This is a genomic window from Ruegeria sp. C10, from assembly GCF_056537805.1.
On record NZ_JBQFSC010000001.1, the window covers coordinates 1,380,479 to 1,399,511 of the forward strand.

At 56.6% G+C, this 19,033-nt stretch carries 24 protein-coding genes; 12 read left to right on the forward strand and 12 right to left on the reverse strand.

Going from position 1 to position 19,033, the window contains the following annotated elements:
• Positions 1-7: 7 nt before the first annotated feature.
• From ACR0DE_RS06560 to ACR0DE_RS06570, 3 genes are all read left to right on the forward strand, one after another.
• The gene (locus tag ACR0DE_RS06560; RefSeq protein ID WP_170609502.1) at positions 8-418 is read left to right on the forward strand and encodes a F0F1 ATP synthase subunit epsilon; all 411 of its coding nucleotides are present in this window, start codon (positions 8-10) and stop codon (positions 416-418) included.
• Positions 419-535: 117 nt separating this feature from the next.
• A complete protein-coding gene (locus tag ACR0DE_RS06565; protein ID WP_170401869.1) occupies positions 536-886 on the forward strand; it encodes an H-type lectin domain-containing protein in 351 nt (116 codons plus the stop codon).
• A 103-nt stretch (positions 887-989) separates the two neighbouring features.
• Positions 990-1,682 carry a nitroreductase family protein gene (locus ACR0DE_RS06570; RefSeq protein ID WP_480752354.1) on the forward strand — a complete coding sequence of 231 codons (693 nt, stop codon included), beginning with the start codon at positions 990-992 and terminating at the stop codon, positions 1,680-1,682.
• A 47-nt stretch (positions 1,683-1,729) separates the two neighbouring features.
• Here ACR0DE_RS06570 and ACR0DE_RS06575 read toward each other — a convergent pair whose 3' ends face one another.
• Positions 1,730-2,749 (reverse strand): ribose-phosphate pyrophosphokinase, encoded by a 1,020-nt coding sequence (locus tag ACR0DE_RS06575; protein WP_170392433.1) that lies wholly within the window; start codon positions 2,747-2,749, stop codon positions 1,730-1,732.
• 108 nt (positions 2,750-2,857) lie between these two features.
• On the opposite strand from ACR0DE_RS06575, the gene ACR0DE_RS06580 reads away from it, so the two are divergent.
• Complete coding sequence (locus ACR0DE_RS06580; RefSeq protein WP_480752356.1) at positions 2,858-3,457, forward strand: DsbA family protein; 600 nt, start codon at positions 2,858-2,860, stop codon at positions 3,455-3,457.
• Between the two features lie 19 nt (positions 3,458-3,476).
• Here ACR0DE_RS06580 and ACR0DE_RS06585 read toward each other — a convergent pair whose 3' ends face one another.
• From ACR0DE_RS06585 to ACR0DE_RS06615, 7 genes are all read right to left on the reverse strand, one after another.
• Positions 3,477-4,511 carry a threonine aldolase family protein gene (locus ACR0DE_RS06585; protein WP_480752357.1) on the reverse strand — a complete coding sequence of 345 codons (1,035 nt, stop codon included), beginning with the start codon at positions 4,509-4,511 and terminating at the stop codon, positions 3,477-3,479.
• A complete protein-coding gene (locus ACR0DE_RS06590) occupies positions 4,511-4,984 on the reverse strand; it encodes a YcgN family cysteine cluster protein (protein WP_170609497.1) in 474 nt (157 codons plus the stop codon). Before ACR0DE_RS06590 ends, ACR0DE_RS06585 begins: the two co-directional genes overlap by 1 nt.
• The gene (locus ACR0DE_RS06595; protein WP_480752358.1) at positions 4,981-5,913 is read right to left on the reverse strand and encodes a bifunctional riboflavin kinase/FAD synthetase; all 933 of its coding nucleotides are present in this window, start codon (positions 5,911-5,913) and stop codon (positions 4,981-4,983) included. The genes ACR0DE_RS06590 and ACR0DE_RS06595 overlap by 4 nt, the downstream gene beginning before the upstream one ends.
• 60 nt (positions 5,914-5,973) lie before the next feature.
• Complete coding sequence (locus tag ACR0DE_RS06600; protein ID WP_074736482.1) at positions 5,974-6,417, reverse strand: MaoC family dehydratase; 444 nt, start codon at positions 6,415-6,417, stop codon at positions 5,974-5,976.
• A gap of 100 nt (positions 6,418-6,517) precedes the next feature.
• The gene (locus ACR0DE_RS06605) at positions 6,518-7,393 is read right to left on the reverse strand and encodes a TIGR01459 family HAD-type hydrolase (protein ID WP_170392423.1); all 876 of its coding nucleotides are present in this window, start codon (positions 7,391-7,393) and stop codon (positions 6,518-6,520) included.
• 197 nt (positions 7,394-7,590) lie between these two features.
• Entirely contained in the window at positions 7,591-8,511 is a 921-nt protein-coding gene (locus tag ACR0DE_RS06610; protein ID WP_480752360.1) for a manganese-dependent inorganic pyrophosphatase, read from the reverse strand.
• Positions 8,512-8,610: 99 nt separating this feature from the next.
• Positions 8,611-9,591: a TraB/GumN family protein gene (locus tag ACR0DE_RS06615; protein WP_480752361.1), complete on the reverse strand. Its 981-nt coding sequence runs from the start codon at positions 9,589-9,591 to the stop codon at positions 8,611-8,613.
• A 121-nt stretch (positions 9,592-9,712) separates the two neighbouring features.
• Between ACR0DE_RS06615 and ACR0DE_RS06620 the strand changes: the two genes are divergently transcribed.
• From ACR0DE_RS06620 to ACR0DE_RS06645, 6 genes are all read left to right on the forward strand, one after another.
• Complete coding sequence (locus ACR0DE_RS06620; protein ID WP_480752362.1) at positions 9,713-10,387, forward strand: DUF2161 domain-containing phosphodiesterase; 675 nt, start codon at positions 9,713-9,715, stop codon at positions 10,385-10,387.
• A 174-nt stretch (positions 10,388-10,561) separates the two neighbouring features.
• Entirely contained in the window at positions 10,562-10,849 is a 288-nt protein-coding gene (gene groES / locus ACR0DE_RS06625) for a co-chaperone GroES (RefSeq protein WP_010441779.1), read from the forward strand.
• A 55-nt stretch (positions 10,850-10,904) separates the two neighbouring features.
• Entirely contained in the window at positions 10,905-12,548 is a 1,644-nt protein-coding gene (gene groL, locus ACR0DE_RS06630; protein WP_170392413.1) for a chaperonin GroEL, read from the forward strand.
• A gap of 182 nt (positions 12,549-12,730) precedes the next feature.
• A complete protein-coding gene (locus tag ACR0DE_RS06635) occupies positions 12,731-13,573 on the forward strand; it encodes a DMT family transporter (RefSeq protein ID WP_480752364.1) in 843 nt (280 codons plus the stop codon).
• Positions 13,574-13,611: 38 nt separating this feature from the next.
• Complete coding sequence (locus ACR0DE_RS06640; RefSeq protein ID WP_170512508.1) at positions 13,612-14,385, forward strand: alpha/beta fold hydrolase; 774 nt, start codon at positions 13,612-13,614, stop codon at positions 14,383-14,385.
• Positions 14,382-15,533, forward strand: a complete 1,152-nt coding sequence (locus ACR0DE_RS06645) for an alpha-D-ribose 1-methylphosphonate 5-triphosphate diphosphatase (protein ID WP_480752365.1) — start codon at positions 14,382-14,384, stop codon at positions 15,531-15,533. The genes ACR0DE_RS06640 and ACR0DE_RS06645 overlap by 4 nt, the downstream gene beginning before the upstream one ends.
• A gap of 61 nt (positions 15,534-15,594) precedes the next feature.
• Here the strand turns inward: ACR0DE_RS06645 and ACR0DE_RS06650 are convergent, their stop codons facing one another.
• From ACR0DE_RS06650 to ACR0DE_RS06665, 4 genes are all read right to left on the reverse strand, one after another.
• Positions 15,595-16,662 carry a 5-(carboxyamino)imidazole ribonucleotide synthase gene (locus tag ACR0DE_RS06650; protein WP_480752366.1) on the reverse strand — a complete coding sequence of 356 codons (1,068 nt, stop codon included), beginning with the start codon at positions 16,660-16,662 and terminating at the stop codon, positions 15,595-15,597.
• A 2-nt stretch (positions 16,663-16,664) separates the two neighbouring features.
• Positions 16,665-17,420 carry an NAD(P)-binding domain-containing protein gene (locus ACR0DE_RS06655; RefSeq protein ID WP_170564123.1) on the reverse strand — a complete coding sequence of 252 codons (756 nt, stop codon included), beginning with the start codon at positions 17,418-17,420 and terminating at the stop codon, positions 16,665-16,667.
• The gene (gene purE / locus ACR0DE_RS06660) at positions 17,417-17,902 is read right to left on the reverse strand and encodes a 5-(carboxyamino)imidazole ribonucleotide mutase (protein WP_170420576.1); all 486 of its coding nucleotides are present in this window, start codon (positions 17,900-17,902) and stop codon (positions 17,417-17,419) included. The genes ACR0DE_RS06655 and purE overlap by 4 nt, the downstream gene beginning before the upstream one ends.
• A gap of 76 nt (positions 17,903-17,978) precedes the next feature.
• The gene (locus ACR0DE_RS06665; protein ID WP_010441787.1) at positions 17,979-18,203 is read right to left on the reverse strand and encodes a YdcH family protein; all 225 of its coding nucleotides are present in this window, start codon (positions 18,201-18,203) and stop codon (positions 17,979-17,981) included.
• A 165-nt stretch (positions 18,204-18,368) separates the two neighbouring features.
• Here ACR0DE_RS06665 and ACR0DE_RS06670 point away from each other — a divergent pair, with 165 nt between their 5' ends.
• A complete protein-coding gene (locus tag ACR0DE_RS06670; protein WP_010441788.1) occupies positions 18,369-18,782 on the forward strand; it encodes an Hsp20 family protein in 414 nt (137 codons plus the stop codon).
• Between the two features lie 5 nt (positions 18,783-18,787).
• Positions 18,788-19,012, forward strand: coding sequence for a DUF1150 family protein (locus tag ACR0DE_RS06675; protein WP_170392397.1), 225 nt, complete (start codon positions 18,788-18,790; stop codon positions 19,010-19,012).
• Positions 19,013-19,033 lie beyond the last annotated feature (21 nt).

Here is a 19,033-nt window from a genome sequence, read left to right on the forward strand (position 1 = left end):
ATCCCTGATGGCAAACACGATGCAATTCGACCTCGTCAGCCCTGAGCGGAGCCTTGCTTCGCTTAGCGCGACGGCGGTCCAGATTCCCGGCGCGGACGGGGATATGACGGCAATGCCCGATCATGCCCCCACTATCACCACGCTGCGCCCGGGCATCCTGAAGGTCGAAGCACCCGAAGGGGCCAGTGAATACCTGGTCACCGGCGGGTTTGCTCAGATCAATGGCGATGGCCTGTCGGTTCTGGCCGAAAAGGCCATTCCGGTTGCTGAAGTAACACGCTCGCATCTGGACGATCTGATCGCTGACGCCCGCGCCTCGCACGAGGCAGCCAAGGCCGGTGACGATCAGACCATCGTCGACGATGCTGCAAAGTTGCTGGCTGACATGGAAGCTCTAGGAACGCATATGAGCCTGTAAGGGTTCATGACATTCTGATCACTTGGAACGGCCCCGTATACGCGGGGCCGTTTTTTTGTCGTGATTTTGCCATTCGCTGAAGTTAAGCTGCAGGAATTGAACAATAAAAGACGATAGATGAAAAAGTTTCAAACCCATCCCATCGGCATTGATCAGGGCGAGGAGGTCTTGTTTTCCGATTTCGCCGATGGTGGCGTGATGTGGACTGGTGAGGGCCCGCGTGAGCGTCGCGTAAGCGTCCGTTTTTCAGAAGTGTTCCGCTCTGTGCCAATCGTCCAGATAGGCGTGGTGCTTTGGGATGTGGATACGTCTTCCGCTTTACGGGCTGAAGTTCAGGCCGAAGATATAACGCCGGAAGGATTCAATGCGGTGTTTCGCACCTGGTCTGATACGCGTATCGCCAGAATTCGGGTGAATTGGACCGCAATTGGAGATGTTTCGCATGAAGACGATTGGGATATCTCGTGAAGCAGGCCTGTTCGTGAGATAAGATTGCGCACCTTCGCGCGTCGTCCCATAAAGAAGACTGTCCACCCCAAATAGCGGCTAACGCAACCGGAGGATCTTACAGGTGTTTGCACGAGATCATATCGAATACGAGGCCCTGGATCTTCCGGATCGTATGGACTTGTCTGATGAAGAAATGCTGGCCGAAGCGCGAGCGTTCTACAACAAGATGAAACGCCGCCATACCGTGCGTGACTATTCGGACCGGCCCGTCGAGCGCACGGTCATCGAAGAGTGCATTCGCGCAGCCGGAACAGCGCCCTCAGGAGCCAATCATCAGCCCTGGCACTTTGTGGCAATCTCGAACCCTGAGATGAAGCGCCGTATTCGGGAAGAAGCGGAAGCTGAAGAGCGCAGGTTTTATGAAGGCGGTGCCGGGGATGAATGGCTGAAGGCGCTTGAACCAATCGGGACTAACGATCAGAAGCCGCATCTGGAAGACGCACCGTGGCTGATAGTGATTTTCGCCCAACGTTGGGGTCAATTCGATGATGGAGATCGGTTCAAAAACTACTACGTGCCTGAAAGCACGGGCATTGCCACGGGCTTTTTGTTGACGGCGCTGCACCATGCAGGGCTGGTATCGCTGACCCACACACCCAACCCGATGAAATTCCTGAATAAACTGCTAAACCGCCCTGATCATGAAAAACCTATTATGATCGTAGCTGTAGGCCACCCGCAAGACGACGCGAAGGTGCCAAAAGTTGCAAAGATGAAAAAACCGTTGGAAGAAATCATGACGGTCGCCGAATAGGCAGGCCGTCATGAATTCAGAATCTATGGTAGTCAGCAGTTTTTCGATCAATCCATATGATAAAGTGACTCGTAGATCGGCGTAAGTGTCTTGTCTTCGAACAGCGATGATACACTTGTGCCGTTCCAAATGTTCAGGATCGCCTGCGTAAAGATCGGCGCGGTGGGCACGATGCGGATGTTGGCGGCCTTGTTGATCTCAGCCGTAGGCTGGATCGTGTCCGATAGGACCAGAGATTTCATCACCGAATTGGTCACACGTTCAACCGCCGGTCCACTCATGACACCGTGGGTGATGTAAGAGTGTACTTCCTTGGCGCCGTTATCCATCAGCACCTGGGCAGCTTTGCACAGAGTGCCAGCGGTATCGCAAATGTCATCGACAATCAGGCAGATTTTGTCTTTCACGTCACCAATGACCGTCATCTCGGCCACTTCGCCTGCCTTTTCGCGGCGTTTGTCAACGATCGAAAGGGGCGCATTGATGCGTTTGGCCAATTCACGGGCACGTGCAACACCGCCGACATCCGGCGAGACCACCATCAGGTCGTCCATCTGATCCTTGAATTGTTTCTTCACATCCAGGGCAAAGATCGGAGAGGCATATAGGTTGTCCACCGGCATGTCGAAAAAGCCCTGAATCTGGGCTGCGTGCAGATCCATGGTTAGAATCCGTTCGATACCCGCACCAGTCAGCATGTTTGCCACCAGCTTGGCGCTGATTGGTGTGCGCGCCTTGGTGCGGCGGTCCTGACGGGCGTATCCGAAATACGGAATGACAGCGGTGATCCGGGCTGCGGATGAACGGCGCAGCGCATCTGCGATGATCAGCAGCTCCATCAGATTGTCATTGGCGGGGTTCGAGGTTGGTTGAACGATAAACATATCCTCACCACGCACATTCTCGAAAACCTCGACGAAAATCTCTCCGTCGTTGAACCGTTCGACCCGAGCATCGACCAGCCCCTGGTCAACGCCGCGATGCAGGCTCATGCGACGTGCAATGGTTTCGGCAAGCGGAAGATTGGCGTTCCCAGCGATAAGCTTGGGTTCGTGAAGTGTCGGCATCGGCTGATTTTCCCCGGGCAGCAGTGGCAATGTGACAGATTCGTGATGTTGACACCGCTTAGCATGGGTCTACCGTCCCGCAAAGATAACGCAGCGGAGAAAGTGAACATGGCCCAGATTGACTACTTTTTTGCGACACTCTCGCCCTATTCCTATCTGGCGGGAATGCGCCTTGAAGAGATCGCGGCAAAACACGGTGCGACGATCAACTATAAACCACTGGATATTGTTGCCCTGTTCGGCCGGACAGGTGGAACGCCACCAAAAGACCGACATATATCTCGCATCGAATACCGCGCGCAGGAATTGGTGCGCCAAGCGCGCAGTCTGGATATGCCGTTGAACCTGCAGCCTGCGCACTGGCCGACGAACATGGCACCGTCCTCTTACGCTGTGATCGCAGCAGTACAGGATGGATCAGGTGATGTGGGTAAACTTTGCCATTCCTTCTTGCGTGCCTGCTGGGCAGAAGAAAAGGACATCTCTGATGACGGCGTGATCCGGGATTGCCTGGAACAGGCAGGATTTAATCCAAATCTAGCTGATAGTGGCCTGTTGGTAGGTGCGGAAACCTACGCCGCAAATCTGGAAGAAGCCGTGGACCGGGGTGTTTTCGGGGCACCGTTTTACATCACACTGGACGATCAGAGGTTCTGGGGACAGGACCGTCTTGATGATCTGGACAAGCATCTGGCTGAGATGAAATAGCCGGGGCAGGGAGGCACGGCTACAAGAGGTTCAGAAACCGATCGATCTGCTCGGTTCTGATGGACCAGTCACAGACAAGGCGGCAGGCCAGCATCTCGTCTTCGTCCTCACCGTCCAACGTATCGCCCCACAAGTGATAGACGGCGCCGGCCTCGTGCAGGCGCTTGTGTTGGCTGCGGGGAAAGCTTGCGAAAATCATGTTTGCCTGGGGTTCATGCAGGAATTCTGCCCCGACTGCCCGCAGACCATCCGCCAATCGCGCGCAATTGGCATTCGCTTTGCGAGCTGATTTCAGCCACAGGTCATCCTGCAGATAAGCAGCCATCTGGGCAGACAGGTAACGGTGCTTGGAAAACAGGTGCGCCCCGCGCTTGCGCCGCAGCTCGAACTCCCAAGCTTTGCTTTCGTCGAAGAAGATTACGGCCTCGACACCCATCAGCCCGTTTTTGGTGCCGCCAAAGCTGACTGCGTCAACACCAGATTTCCACGTCATCTCTGCCGGTGAGCAATTCAAAGCGACCAGAGCGTTAGTGAAACGTGCACCATCCATATGCACCGGCAACCCATACTTCTTGGCAACGCCACACAAGGCTTGAAGTTCGGCAAGCGAGTAAACCGAGCCACGCTCGGTCACCTGAGTGATCGAGACAGGCCCGCGCTGCGGACCATGCACGCCGCGGGTTTCTTCCCCCTCAATGGACTTGGTCAACGCTTCGGGGGTTATCTTGTCGCCACCCGGCACCAGAGTCAGTTTCGCGCCGGTGTAGAATTCGGGGGCATTGCACTCATCTTCGTGGATATGAGCGACGGGTGAACAGAACACGGTTTCCCATGGCTTGCTCAGCGTTGCCAACGCCAGTGAATTCGCTGCCGTTCCCGTAGCGACCAGATAAACTGCCGCACCCGGTGCTTCGAAAATGCCGCGGATTTGGTCGCGCACTTCGTTCATCAAGGTGTCGGCGCCATAAGCCATCTGATAGCCCTGATTGGCTTCGGCCAATGCGGCCAGAACTTCGGGATGAACGGGCCCGGAATTATCAGAGGCAAAATGCATTAACTCGGCTCCTCGATGATGTAGTCTTCCCACTCTTCCATGGGCGTTTCGAATTCAGATACGGTTCGCCGCTGAACGGAAACGCCGGCGGTGTGAACGCTTTCAGGCGTACCTGATAGCAATGGGTGCCAGTCGTAAAGCGGTTTGCCTTCCCAGAGCAGTCGATAGGCGCAAGTCTGGGGCAGCCAATAGGCATGGTTGTCGATGTTATCGGGTGTCATGACGATGCATTCGGGCACGAATTGGTGGCGGATATCATATTGGGTGCACCGGCAAGTTTCGTCATCCAGCAGGCGACAGGCAACACAGGTCAATGCGACCTCGCCCGTATCTTCGTCTTCCAGCTTGTTCAGACAGCATTTGCCGCAACCATCGCACAGGGCCTCCCACTCACGCTGGTTCATCTTGCGCAGCGGCTTGCGTTCCCAGAAACGGGGCGCGAGGCCAGCTCGATCGATTGGATCCGTAGTCATGTACTGGCCAGTATCTCTCGGGCGCGCGCGCAATCGGCGTCCATCTGCGAGATCAACCCGTCAAGGCCGTCGAATGTCATTTCGGACCGCAGATAGTCGACCAGACCAACGGACAGCGTGGCACCGTAAAGATCACCTGAGAAATTGAACAGAAATGTCTCAATGTTAGGAACCTCGCCTTGGAACATGGGCCGGGTCCCGACCGATGCCGCCCCGTGATAGCTGCCCTGATGCGGGCCATCCAGGACGTCGACCAAAACTGCATAAACGCCAAATCTTGGAGGGTGCAGTCCTTCGATCGACATATTGGCTGTCGGGTACCCCAACTCTCGTCCGCGTTGCTCGCCTCCGACGACCTCACCCTCAATCCGGTGCCAGTGCCCCAGCATTGTTGCCGCATCGCGCGGGCGCCCCTCTGACAGAGCTGTCCGGATCGCAGTCGACGAAACCACATTCTCGGTGCGCTCCAACAGGGGCGCGATGGTCACACCGAACCCCATCTCTTCGCCAAAGCGAACCAGGTCCTGAGGGTTACCGCTGCGCCCTTTGCCAAAACAAAAATCGGCACCCACGACAACATGAGAAAGCCCCAGACCATCGCATATGACATTCCTCGCAAAAGCTTCGGGCGTCATACCCGCGAGCGTTGAATTAAAAGGCAGTTCATAAAGCTTCTGCACGCCGAGTTTTTCCAGCCGGTGCGCGCGTGCATTGCCGCGCATCAGACGAAAGGGCGGTGCCTCTGGGGAAAAATACTCTCGTGGATGCGGCTCAAATGTCATGACCCCCAGCGGCGCGTTCAATTCAGCATTGCGCGCCAACTCGATGACGGATTGATGGCCAAGATGAACACCGTCAAAGTTCCCGATGGCGACACTTGCGCCTCGGTCTTCTGGTTCAACAAACTGGAAGTCCCGGATGATATGCATGCGGCTTGCCTAGCGGGACTGCCCGTCAGGTTCAAGCCGCAGTTCGGTTAAGGTGGATTATCAGTCGAACTTGCGGCTCGGAGCCAGCACCATGGCCTCACCCACCAGCACTTTCTTTCCGTCAACTGCGCAGTGGCAATCCAGCTTAACCCGGCGTTTGGCGAAATCGATATCGATCACCTTGACCTCGGCATAAACCATGTCGCCCGGACGCACCGGCGCCAGAAATTTAAGCGATTGTCCCATGTACACGGTTCCATGTCCGGGCAGCTGCTCTCCGATAACCGCAGAGATCAGGCCAGCGGTCAGCATGCCATGCGCAATACGTCCTTCGAAAATCGTATCGCGGGCATAGTCATCATCCAGATGAACCGGATTCCGGTCGGTCGATACTTGAGCGAACATCTCGATATCTTCATCGGTCACGACTTTGCGCAAGTGCCGTGACATGCCCATTTCGATGTCTTCGATGCAAATCGTTCCGCGTGGAAGGTTGTCCAACATGCTGCCCTCATTCGAGATCGAAAAAGCAACAAAAGACCATCATCTGCCGCTCGTCGGCAACTTTATTACTTCGCAGTTGCAGAAAATCAAGTCTTTTTTGCTATCTCAGGCGACCAATCGAATAGGTTGGATTGATCTGTTCCTTCTCGTTATGAGCTTTCAACGCGTCTTCGTCTGGATGATGTGATGTTTTGGTTTCTGCGGCTGCCAAACCGCCGGTGATGAAGAGGGTATCAATGCCTTCCCCCATGCCTCCAGCGATATCTGTTTGCGGCCCGTCCCCTATGGCAAGTATTTCAGAATCCGACACATCAACCCCAATCGCCTGCAACCTGCGCCGGGCCAGATCGTAGATCGGCGGGTGTGGCTTACCGAAATATAGGCTTTCACCACCCATCTCGGTATAAAGTCGGGCCAAAGCACCTGCGCACCATTCGCGCGTTTCGCCTCGGTCCACCACGATGTCCGGATTTGCGCAGAGCAGTTTCATCCCTTTCTGCTTGGCATAAAGAAAGTCGGGCCGGTTCACATCTGGGTCCGCCATCGGGTCGAACGGGCCGCAACACACGATGCCTTCGGCCGCGTCCAGCGGAACGCGTTCAATGTGGATCGGATGATCCAGCAGTTTCAGGGGTTCAAAAAAACCGGCATCCCGCTGCCATTCCCCCATGAAGTAGACTTTTTCGCCAATCGCCCCGCGAAACATCGCTGAACGCGCCGAATCACCGCTGGTTGCAATCGTGTCATAGGAATCTGCCGGCACATTGAAATGTAAAAGCTGCTCGGCAACCCCGGCCCGAGGCTTGGGGGAATTGGTTACAAGAACCACCGTGCCACCACGTTGACGATAAGCTTGCAGTGCCGCGACAGCCTCTGGGTAGGCAGTTATCCCATTATGAACGCAACCCCACAAATCAACAAACAGCGCTTTGTAGCGGTCAGAGATTTCAGCGAGTGAAGAAACGATCTGGGTCATGGCGCGCCTCGTGCAGCAGGGAATGCGAGATGTCAAAGCCTATGGCAGAGCGTGGCGCAATTGGCCAGAGGTGCAGCCCAAGGCGGAGCGGCCGAAATCAACCCCTCCTTGTTCATCTGGCCAAAAATATCTCGGAGCACGAGGCAGAGCCTCGCAAAAAAAAGCGCCCGGTTTCGGGCACCTTTGATGATCTAAATTCAAACCTTGAGGTTCGGAATGATCTGCTTTTTCCGGCTCATCACGCCGGGCAACACAACCGCGTCACCGTCCACGGTTGCGCCAAAGCTCTTCTCAGCGACGCTTTTCACCAGATCATTTGGAACCAGCAGCGTTGCCTCTTCGTTCAGAATGTCGACCACGAACAACAACACCTGATCAACGCCGTCTTCCTTGGCCACATCAGCCATCGAGCTTACGATGCTGTCCTTGCGATCCAGCACGACACCGGGGGCAGTGGTTTCCAGAACCGAGACCCGGAACTTGGTGCCGTCGACTTCGTATTCTTTGCTGTCCATGCGGATCAGTTCGGCGTCCGAGAATGACGATACATCCGATTTTGCTGCAAACATGTCGGCGGCGTAGGCCGAGACATCCAGACCAAGTTCAGCCGCCAGTTTCTCAGCCACGGCGCGGTCGTGCGCGGTGGTTGTGGGTGAGCGGAATTCCAGTGTGTCCGACAGGATGCAGGTCAGCGCGGCACCTTTGATCGCGTCGGGCATCTTGGCGGCGTCGTCACCCATCAGGTCGACCATGATGGTTGCCGTGCAGGCCAGCGGGCGCACAGTGATGTCGATGGGGCCTTTGGTTTCAAGCCCGCCAACCAGTTTGTGGTGGTCGATTATGGCGCGGATATCGGCGCTGTTGATGCTGGCGGGCAGCTCGGCCGGATTGTTGGTGTCGACGATGACAACCGGTGCATCCTCGGCCACTTCATCGATGATTTGCGGCTTGGGCAGGTCCCAACGCTCAAGCATAAAGGCGGCTTCGGTGTTGGGTTCGCCTAGCAAAACGGGCTGTGCCTGTTCACCTTTCACTTCGTTCAGATACCACGACCACAGGATTGGAGAGCCGGTGGAATCGGTGTCGGGAGATTTGTGGCCAAAAACTAGCGTTGTCATGTCTCGTGTCCTGAAGAATATGGATTTGCGCGCCTTATAGGGTGGTCAAACACGGTTGTCACCCGGAAGCAAACTTGCTGCGACCCTTGGTTTGAAAACCTAGAATTCAGCGCGTTCCAGTGTATATCCGGCTTGATGTAGCTGGTTCAGTAAGCCGTAGTCGTTGCTCAGATGTCCGGCCCCGACAGCGATCACCGCGGTCTGATCCTTCAGGTCCAGAATCTTTTCCATCCAGTTGGCGTTGCGTTGCACCAGAAGCTGATCCTCGAACCCTTTCCATTCGGCGTTAAACTCTTCTGGTGTCATCCCTGAAGCTTCAAGTCCCTGAATTTTCGCAAGCTCAATGATCGCGGCGTGCTGCTCTTCGATATAGGCGTTGGCCATTGTGATCATCTGGTCGTCCCCAGCCTGCAGCGCCCCGGACAGCCGGGTCAGAGAGGCCACTTGTTCCTCCAGCGGATGGCTGTCGAACATCGCGATCAAATCCTCGATCCGCTCTAGCGAGTACTGGGGTATCCCGTGTTGTTCGGCCAGTTCCGTCAGGCGCGTGTCCATGCCGCGATCAAAATCAGGGGTATTCATCAGGCAAGGCGGAATACCCAACATCATACTGAGAAACCAGGGGCGCATCTTGGCCGCCATCCAGCCAGGAATGCCACGCTCGGCCAGAGTCGCGGACAGCGCTGTCCAATCTTCTTCCGACATCAGGTCAATCAAAGTGGGGCCAGACGTAATCAGGACCGGGCTGAAATCATCGGCCAGATCTTTTTCGAATGCGTCCATTTCGTCCTGTGTGACCTCGAAGAAAAACGCGTCGGCCTGACTCAGAACTGGCTCCAAGCGCTCGACCACGGGTGCCATGCGGGGGTCGCTGGTGTGGAGGGTGCCGATCAGGTGCAAGACGGTCCCGTCTTTTGTCGCGATCCAGTGGTTGCCCTCCGGAAACGGAATGTCACTGATTGTCTTCTCGAGATCAGCTTGACTTTCGGCCGACAGGTCAAGCCTAAGATCTCTCCCTTCGCAGGCCGCATGGGCGGTAATCGGAAGCAAAAGGCCGAGACAAAAGCTGATCAAGCGCATATGGAACCTTCCGGAAATGGCGAATATGACCAAGACATACGCTTGCCTTCTTGCAAGGTGCAATGTGGTTTGTCTCCAAACCGTGGCTGGCAATCCGCGCGAAACTGCATAGCATGGCGTCATGAAGCTCGAGCAGGATCTCTATCCACCCATCAAAGCCTTGTTGGAACGTCAGGGATATACCGTGAAAGGTGAAGTTGGCGCCGCCGACATTGTTGCTCTGCGAGACGGGCAGGAGCCGGTGATCGTTGAACTCAAGCTTCGCTTCAGCCTCGCGCTGTTTCACCAGGCCATCACTCGTCTGAAAATAACCGATCAGGTCTACATTGGGGTCTGTAAACCAAAAGGCCGGGCAGCGAGACGGGCGTTGAAGGATAATCTGGCGTTGTGCCGTCGCCTGGGGTTGGGTCTGATCACCGTGCGCTCTGATGGGACGGTCGAGGTTCAATGCGATCCCGGCCCATATGCGCCGCGCAAGGATAAGGTCAGGGCCAAGCGGTTGCTGCGCGAGTTTGAACGGTTGCAAGGTGATCCCAATTCGGGTGGTGCAACCCGCCATGGGATCGTAACGGCCTATCGGCAAGATGCGCTAAAATGCGCGGCCCATCTGGCGGAAAACGGAGCGGGCAAGGGGGCCGATGTCGCAAAGGCCACTGGCGTAAGTGCGGCGACACGTTTGATGTACGACAATCATTACGGCTGGTTCAAAAAAGTGGAAAAGGGCGTCTACGCGCTGTCTGAGGCAGGGCAAGAAGGTCTGAAACACTGGGCGTACAGCTGGGATCAGCCGGATTAGGTGCCTTGATCCAGCCTGCCTATCGCGCCGGGCAAAAAAATCTTTCACATATTGTTGACTCGCTTCCTGCAACTCCCTAGCTATGCGTCGTTATCACTCATGAGACCCGAGTGCTAACGCCTCGTCAGTCGGCGAGGGGAGGATAATAAACTTTGAGCCCAAGGAGCTGCAAAGATGGCATTGAAACCGCTTCATGACCGTGTGCTGGTTCGTCGCGTAGAAAGCGAAGAGAAAACCGCAGGCGGACTGATCATTCCCGACAGCGCAAAAGAAAAGCCCAGCGAAGGCGAAGTCGTTGCAACCGGCGAAGGCGCGCGCAAGGACAGCGGCGAACTGATCGCGATGGCTGTGAAAGCTGGCGACAAGATCCTGTTCGGCAAATGGTCGGGCACCGAGGTTCAGGTCAACGGCGAAGAGCTGCTGATGATGAAAGAAAGCGACATCATGGGGATCATCGAGTAAGCGCACCTGCTTTCTCTGATCTTCATCACAACAGATTTTCTCAAGGAGAGACGACATGTCTGCAAAGGACGTCAAGTTTGACACCGATGCCCGTAACCGCATGCTGGCCGGTGTAAATGTTCTGGCCGATGCTGTTAAAGTGACCCTGGGCCCCAAAGGCCGCAACGTGGTTCTGGACAAATCCTTCGGCGCGCCGCGCATCACCAAAGACGGTGTTTCGGTTGCCAAAGAAATCGAACTGGAAGACAAGTTCGAAAACATGGGCGCGCAGATGGTGAAAGAAGTCGCCAGCCGCACCAATGACGAAGCCGGCGACGGCACCACCACTGCAACCGTTCTAGCCCAAGCCATCGTTCGCGAAGGTCTGAAGCAAGTTGCTGCTGGCCTGAACCCGATGGACCTGAAGCGCGGCATCGACCTGGCAACTGCCAAGGTTGTCGAAGGCATCAAAGACGCCTCGCGTGAAGTTAAAGACTCGGCAGAAGTTGCTCAGGTTGGCACCATCTCGGCCAACGGCGAAGCCGAAATCGGCCAGCAGATCGCAGACGCGATGCAGAAGGTTGGCAACGAAGGCGTTATCACCGTCGAAGAAAACAAAGGTCTGGAAACCGAGACCGATGTTGTCGAAGGTATGCAGTTCGACCGTGGCTACCTGTCGCCTTACTTCGTCACCAACGCAGACAAGATGATCGCAGAACTCGACGACTGCATGATCCTGCTGCACGAAAAGAAACTGTCCTCGCTGCAGCCGATGGTTCCACTGCTCGAGCAGGTGATCCAGTCGCAGAAGCCTCTGCTGATCATCGCGGAAGACGTTGAAGGCGAAGCGCTGGCAACTCTGGTTGTTAACAAACTGCGCGGCGGCCTGAAAATTGCTGCTGTCAAAGCACCGGGCTTCGGCGATCGCCGCAAGGCCATGCTGCAGGACATCGCGATCCTGACCGGTGGTCAGGTCATCAGCGAAGATCTGGGCATGAAGCTCGAGTCCGTCACCATGGACATGCTGGGCACCGCCAAGAAGATCGAGATCACCAAAGACGAAACCACCATCGTCGACGGTGCTGGCGAGAAAGCCGAGATCGAAGCACGTGTTGCTCAGATCCGCACTCAGATCGAAGAAACCTCGTCGGATTACGACCGTGAGAAGCTGCAAGAGCGCGTTGCCAAACTGGCAGGCGGTGTTGCCGTTATCCGCGTTGGCGGCATGACCGAAGTTGAAGTGAAAGAGCGTAAGGACCGTGTGGACGATGCTCTGAACGCAACCCGCGCTGCTGTACAAGAAGGCGTTGTTGTGGGCGGTGGTGTTGCTCTGGTTCAGGCCGGTAAAGCACTGGAAACTCTGGAAGGTGCAAACGCTGACCAGAACGCAGGTATCAACATCGTTCGTAAGGCAATCGAAGCGCCTCTGCGTCAGATCGCCGAGAACGCAGGTGTCGACGGTGCGGTTGTTGCTGGCAAAGTTCGCGAAAGCGACGACGCAGCATTCGGCTTCAACGCTCAGACCGAAGAATATGGTGACATGTTCTCGTTCGGCGTCATCGACCCGGCCAAAGTTGTTCGTACCGCTCTGGAAGATGCGGCATCGGTTGCTGGCCTGCTGGTCACCACCGAAGCAATGGTTGCCGATAAGCCCGCCAAAGAAGGCGCGGCACCTGCCGGCGGCATGCCCGACATGGGCGGCATGGGCGGCATGATGTAAGCTGCTTAAGCCTTAGTGCTTATTTACGGGGTCGCCTTTGGGCGGCCCCGGTTTTGTTTGGAATGTCTGTTGTGCATTCGTATCATTGGCGCTGGTAGGCTCTGGTCAGAGGAGGGTCGGGATTGGCTCGGCAATCGGGAATGTGAGTGTGCAAATCCCTTTGAAACGGCTATGCGGTTGATATGCGACTGTTTCTTCTGACCGCTTTGACCATGTGCGCCTTCGCTGCGAATTCGATCCTGAACCGCCTTGCTATCGACAGTGGCGCAAGTGATCCGGCGGGATTTGCCATCATCCGGGTTTTGGCTGGTGCCTTGGTTTTAACTGTATTGGTGGCGCTTCTGGGCGGCTCGATCCCTGTTTTTAATCGTCGACGTGTTGTTGGGGCCGGGTCACTGTCGCTTTATATGATCGGGTTTTCAGTAGCGTATCTGACGCTTGATGCAGGGCTCGGTGCGCTGATCCTGTTTGGGGTTGTGCAAATTACCATGTTTGCGATTGGTGCTATGACCGGTTCTGCACCCACTTTGAGACAGATATTGGGTGCCAGTATTGCGCTTGGTGGACTGGCCTTTGTTCTTTGGCCTGCTGGGACGGTTCAGGTCGACCCGACAGGAGCCGGCTTAATGACGGCTGCCGGGGTCGGATGGGCCATATATTCCATCGCGGGCCGGTCCGAACCAGATGCATTGTCGGGAACTGCAGCAAATTTCATCATGGCGTTGCCCGTCACGGGATTTGCCCTGTTCCTGCTGGGAAGCAATTGGCAAATGTCTCCGCTTGGCTATGGGCTGGCTGCGCTTTCCGGAGGCGTCACGTCCGGTCTCGGCTATGCGCTATGGTACCGTGTCGTGCCACAGCTTTCACCGGCGGTGGCCGCGATCGTGCAACTCAGCGTTCCAGTTATCGCAATTGCTGCCGGGGTCATCCTGTTAGCCGAGATGGCAAGTCTAAGGCTTCTGCTCGGCGCCGGATTTGTACTCGGCGGCATCGCACTGGCGGTGCTGCGCCGGAACCGTGGCTAGGGGTTCCCTCGGCCTGGGTTAGGCCTTATCTGGCGTGTATGAAATTTCTTGCTGTTCTCCTCTTGTGCCTTATGCCTGCGGTGGCCAATGCGAAATGCGTGGTCCTTCTGCACGGCCTCGCGCGCACAGAGGCCTCGTTTACCGTCATGGAACAGCTATTTCATGCGCATGGTTACACTGTGGTTCGTCCCGGTTACCCTTCGACAGACCTACCAATACCAGACCTCGCCAACCAGACTTTACCAGCTGCGTTCGCCGCCTGCGGGGAGGATACGGTTAACGTTGTAGCGCATTCGATGGGGGGCATTCTGCTGCGCTATTGGTTGCAGGACAACGACCCTGAGAATCTGGGACGCGTTGTCATGCTCGGACCTCCTAATCAGGGCAGCCAACTGGTGGACGAGCTTGGCGCCTGGGAGGTTTTCGGCTTTCTGAATGGCCCTGCAGGGCTTGCGTTGGGAACCGGACCAGAGGGTATTCCACGCCGCCTGCCGCCCGTGGACTTCGATTTGGGGGTGATTGCAGGCGAGAACTCATTGAACCCAGTGTTCTCGTCTCTGATCGATGGTCCAGATGACGGCAAGGTATCGATCGAAACCACAAAGGTTGAGGGCATGGCTGATCACATCGTCTTGCCGGTGACGCATACGTTCATGATGAACAACCCGCGGGTCATGGCGCAGACCCTGCATTTCATCGAATTCGGACAGTTCGATCCACAAATCACCTGGCTTGACGGGGTGATGGATATCATCGACCAGATCTGTCTTGGGGAAGATTGCTCGGAACCGGACTCGGAGCCCACTCAATGAACTCATTGGAACTGACATTGACCGGCGCGAATGTTCTGTTGCCCGGCGAAGGGGTGTCGCGTGCTGAACTGACGATCGCCGAAGGTACCATTCAATCCGATAGGGCAGGGCGGCAGATTGATTTGTCAGGATACCTCATCCTGCCTGGCATCATTGATTTGCATGGCGACGGTTTTGAACGTCACATCGCGCCCCGGCGCGGTGCCATGAAGCAGATGGCAGAGGGCATTTTATCGGTTGAAGCGGAACTAGCCGCGAATGGAATAACCACAGCTGTTCTGGCGCAGTTCCACAGTTGGGAAGGCGGCGTGCGCGGGCCCGAGTTTGCTGGTCAGGTTTTTGACGCCATCGCTGCGGTTCGGGATGATGTTGTAACCCAACTGATCCCTCAACTGCGCTTCGAAACCCATATGCTGGACGACTATGACGGGCTGCCCGAACGTATCGCGGATTGGCAGGTGCCTTATGTGGTTCTGAATGATCATCTACCTCATGACCGGCTGGCTGAGGGGCGAAAACCACCCCGCTTGACAGGGCAGGCACTGAAGGCGGGACGGAATCCCGAAGTGCATTTTGAGATGCTGAAGGCAATGCACAACCGCAGCGCCGAGGTGCCAGCAGCACTGGACAGCCTTTGCACTGTCCTTGCGAACCGAGGAATTCGGCTCGGCAGCCATGATGATACAACGCCGCAGGATCGTGCTGAGTGGCGCGAGCGCGGGGTGATGATCTCGGAATTTCCGGAAACGCTGGAAGCCGCCGAATGTGCCCGGGCGGGCGGAGATCACATCATCCTCGGCTCACCCAATGTTGTGCGGGGCGGCTCACATAAGGGAAATGCCAGCGCGGTGGATCTGATCTCGATGGGTTTGTGTGATGCATTGGCATCGGATTACCACTACCCCAGCCCGCGCCGCGCTGCGCTGATGTTGGTAAAATCTGGCCTGCTGGATATTGCGGGCGCCTGGGCGCTTGTCTCGTCCGGTCCCGCGCGGGTTTTAGGCCTGAAGGATCGCGGAACGCTACAGCCCGGATATCGTGCTGATCTGGTGATACTCGATGCGACAACCCACAAAGTGGCTGCCACACTGTCAGGCGGGTGTGTCAGCTATATGTCCGGTAGTATCGCAACACGTTTCTTGAGCTGATCCCGGCTTCATCTGGCTAAAAATACCTCCGCCGGAGGCATCGCGCGTAAGCGCGATTACCTCATCGCGAAATCCGGTTGAAATGCCCCATCTTGCGGCCGGCCTTGACCTCGGCCTTGCCATAGAGATGCAGTGCTACGTCCCGTTCGCGTGAAAGCTCGGGTACGCGGTCCATGTCATGCCCGATCAAATTCTCCATCACGACGTCCGAGTGGCGCTGACCGTCGCCCAAAGGCCAACCGGCCACTGCGCGAATATGTTGTTCAAACTGATCCACGGCGCAGCCGTTCTGGGTCCAGTGACCCGAGTTATGAACGCGCGGCGCGATTTCATTCACGATCAATCCTTGTGGCGTCACAAACAATTCGACACCCATGACGCCGACATAATCCAGCGCGTTGAGAATGTTGGCGGCCAGCAATACCGCATCTGTCCGCTGCGCCGGAGACAGGCGTGCCGGTATTGTGGTCGTGTGCAGGATGCCATCGCGATGGACATTCTCTCCAGGATCGAAACAGGCAACTTGCCCGTCCAGACCGCGTGCTGCGATGACCGAAACCTCGTGGCTGAAGTCCACAAACCCTTCCAGTATGGACGGCGCGCCCGCCATATCGGCCAGTGCCGCCCCGGCATCTTCGGGTGCGCGCAGCCGGGCCTGACCTTTACCGTCATAGCCGAAGCGGCGGGTTTTCAGGATGGCGGGGGTGCCAATGTCATCAATTGCGGCGCGCAAGCTGTCCAAATCGGAGATGTCTGCAAAGGGCGCGGTTTGCAGGCCTAAGCCTTGTAGAAATGTCTTTTCGGTCAAGCGGTCCTGACTGACCCGCAACGCCTCTCGACCCGGGTGAATGGGGCGGTGTGCCTCAAGCAGATCCAGCGCCTGGGTGGGGATGTTTTCAAACTCGTAGGTGATCACGTCCGCCGACTCCGCAAAGGCCTTCAATGCGTCGGCGTCATCATAGGCGGCGGTCGTGACCTGATTTGCAACTTGACCGGCCGGAGGATTTGCGCCCGGCTCGAATATGTGGGACTTGAACCCCAACCGTGCAGCCGCGATCGAGAGCATCCTGCCCAGCTGACCGCCCCCCAATATCCCGATTGTCGCACCGGGCGTAAGCATATCTGACATCGTCATGTCTCCAATCTCTTGCCAATCGCACTCAGTGCAGCACGCAAGGCATCATGCGCGCCCTCGGATTGCAAAATATCCGTCATCTGAAGGCTCAGTGTGCCCTCGGTCGCAAGCGCGTCACGCTCGGCTGCCAGTTGGCCCGCATGCTCTTTTTGCATTGATGTCAGAAACCCTGACACAAGCTGCGTAGTGTAGAATTCGGCCCGGTCTTTGTCGCCGGTCTGATCAGCCAACCATTCGGTGCCTGTTGCCATAAGGTCCAGGATACCTGGCACCATGGCGCAGATGGCGAAGTGGGCGTTCAACGCGGCCTCATTGGCAACCTTGACCACAGGATTTTCGGGCTCGAACAAATCTGCCAAGAGGCGATCGTTGCCGTAAGCGGCCAACGGGCAACCTCCTGTCTGAAGGAAACCCAGCGGAATCGTTTGCACAAAATCCGATGCCGGCGCGCACAGGCAGGATAGCTGCTCCTCAGAGACGGCGGCCATCACTGAAACGATTTGCTGACCTGCGCGAAAGCTTAGCGGGGCCAGAACGTCCTCGGCCACATGGGGGCGCAGGCAGAGAAACACGATCTCGGACGCATCAATCACGCCTTGCGGAGTGCCAACTCGGACCCCAAGCTCGGCCTGCAGAGCCGAGGAGACTTGGGCATTGCGCTCGGTGACATAAAGATCATGACCTTTGGCAGCCATCAGCCGCGCGATTGGCGCAGCGATGTGGCCTGTGCCGATGAAACCGATACGGCTCATTGCTGAGGCTCTTCCGGGATCGAAGCAGAGAGGGCCTCGCGCCACGCATCCAGCCGTTCCGCAAGCGCGGCATCCTGCAGCGCCAGAATGCCCGCGGCCATCAGGCCCGCATTGGCCCCGCCGGCGGAACCGATAGCCATGGTTGCAACCGGAAAACCTTTGGGCATCTGCACGATGGAATAGAGCGAATCCACACCCGACAACGCGCGGGTCTGCACCGGAACGCCAACTACCGGCACGCGGGTTTTCGAAGCCATCATGCCCGGCAAATGCGCCGCGCCACCCGCGCCCGCGATAATGACCTGCAAGCCGCGCGACACGGCGGTTTTACCATAATCCCAGAGGCGATCCGGCGTGCGGTGGGCCGAGACGATCCGCGCCTCATATGCGATGCCCAGCTCATCCAGAATATCGGCGGCCTCTTTCATCGTAGGCCAGTCCGATTGGCTGCCCATGATGATCCCTACTTTCACATCGCTCATCCGCTTACGCCCCTGCCATCGGAAAGAGCGCGCACTATAGCCAAATCCGCATATGTGGCAATGCGGTACGCGCGTCTCAGGCGATGATATCGGGGGTCAATCTGTCTTCGATCAGACGGATGATGTCTTTCAGGCGCAGTTTCTGCTTTTTTAGCCGCTTGATCGTCAATTGGTCCGAGGTCCCCTTGGCCTGCAAGGCCTCGATCGCTTCGTCCAAATCACGGTGCTGGCGTCGAAAGACCTCTAATTCCACCCGCAGGACTTCATCGGTTTTCATCGAAAGATCGGTGGGTGCGTTCATGGACGACTCAGTGTTTCAAGTGGTGCTTCTAACACAAGATAGTGTGTCAGGGTTTATCCGGCCAGACCTTGTGGACATCCCTGTATCTTCCCATATTCTATATCACGCGGTTGCCGACATCGGGACCGCAGAATACGTCGCTTTGACAATGAAGGACGAAAATACGTGTCGAAACTTACCTTAGGCTCATACCCGCATCTTTTGGGGTTCGAGCAGTTGGAACGCCTTCTGGAACGGTCTGCAAAGGCCGGAAATGAAGGATACCCGCCCTATAATATCGAGCAGACCTCGGATTTTTCCTATCGCATCACCTTGGCGGTGGCCGGGTTCGCGGAAGAGGACCTGTCGATTACCATCGAGGATCGCCAGTTGGTGATCCGGGGCCGTCAGCGCGACGACAGCGAGGGGCGCATATTCCTGCACCGTGGCATCGCGGCGCGTCAATTCCAGCGCATGTTTGTGCTGGCTGACGGGGTCGAGGTGGGCGAGGCGATCATGGAAAACGGTCTGCTGCATGTGGACCTGACCCGCGCCGTGCCTGAAACCGTGGTTCAGACAATCAACATCAAGAAGGGGTAAGAGCAATGAATACACCGATTGAGATCAACGCCGAAGGCAATCGGATTGTCTATGTAAAGGCCGTTGATGTGGCCGACCTGCCGCAAGATCTGCGCGAGCAGGCAGGCGATCTGGATCAGCTGTATGCTGTCCACGATTCCGATGGGCAGCAACTGGCATTGGTGGCCGATCGCAAGCTGGCCTTTGTACTGGCACGCGAACATGACCTGTCCCCGGTGGCCGTTCACTAGGCCACCAAACATTCCGCCGAA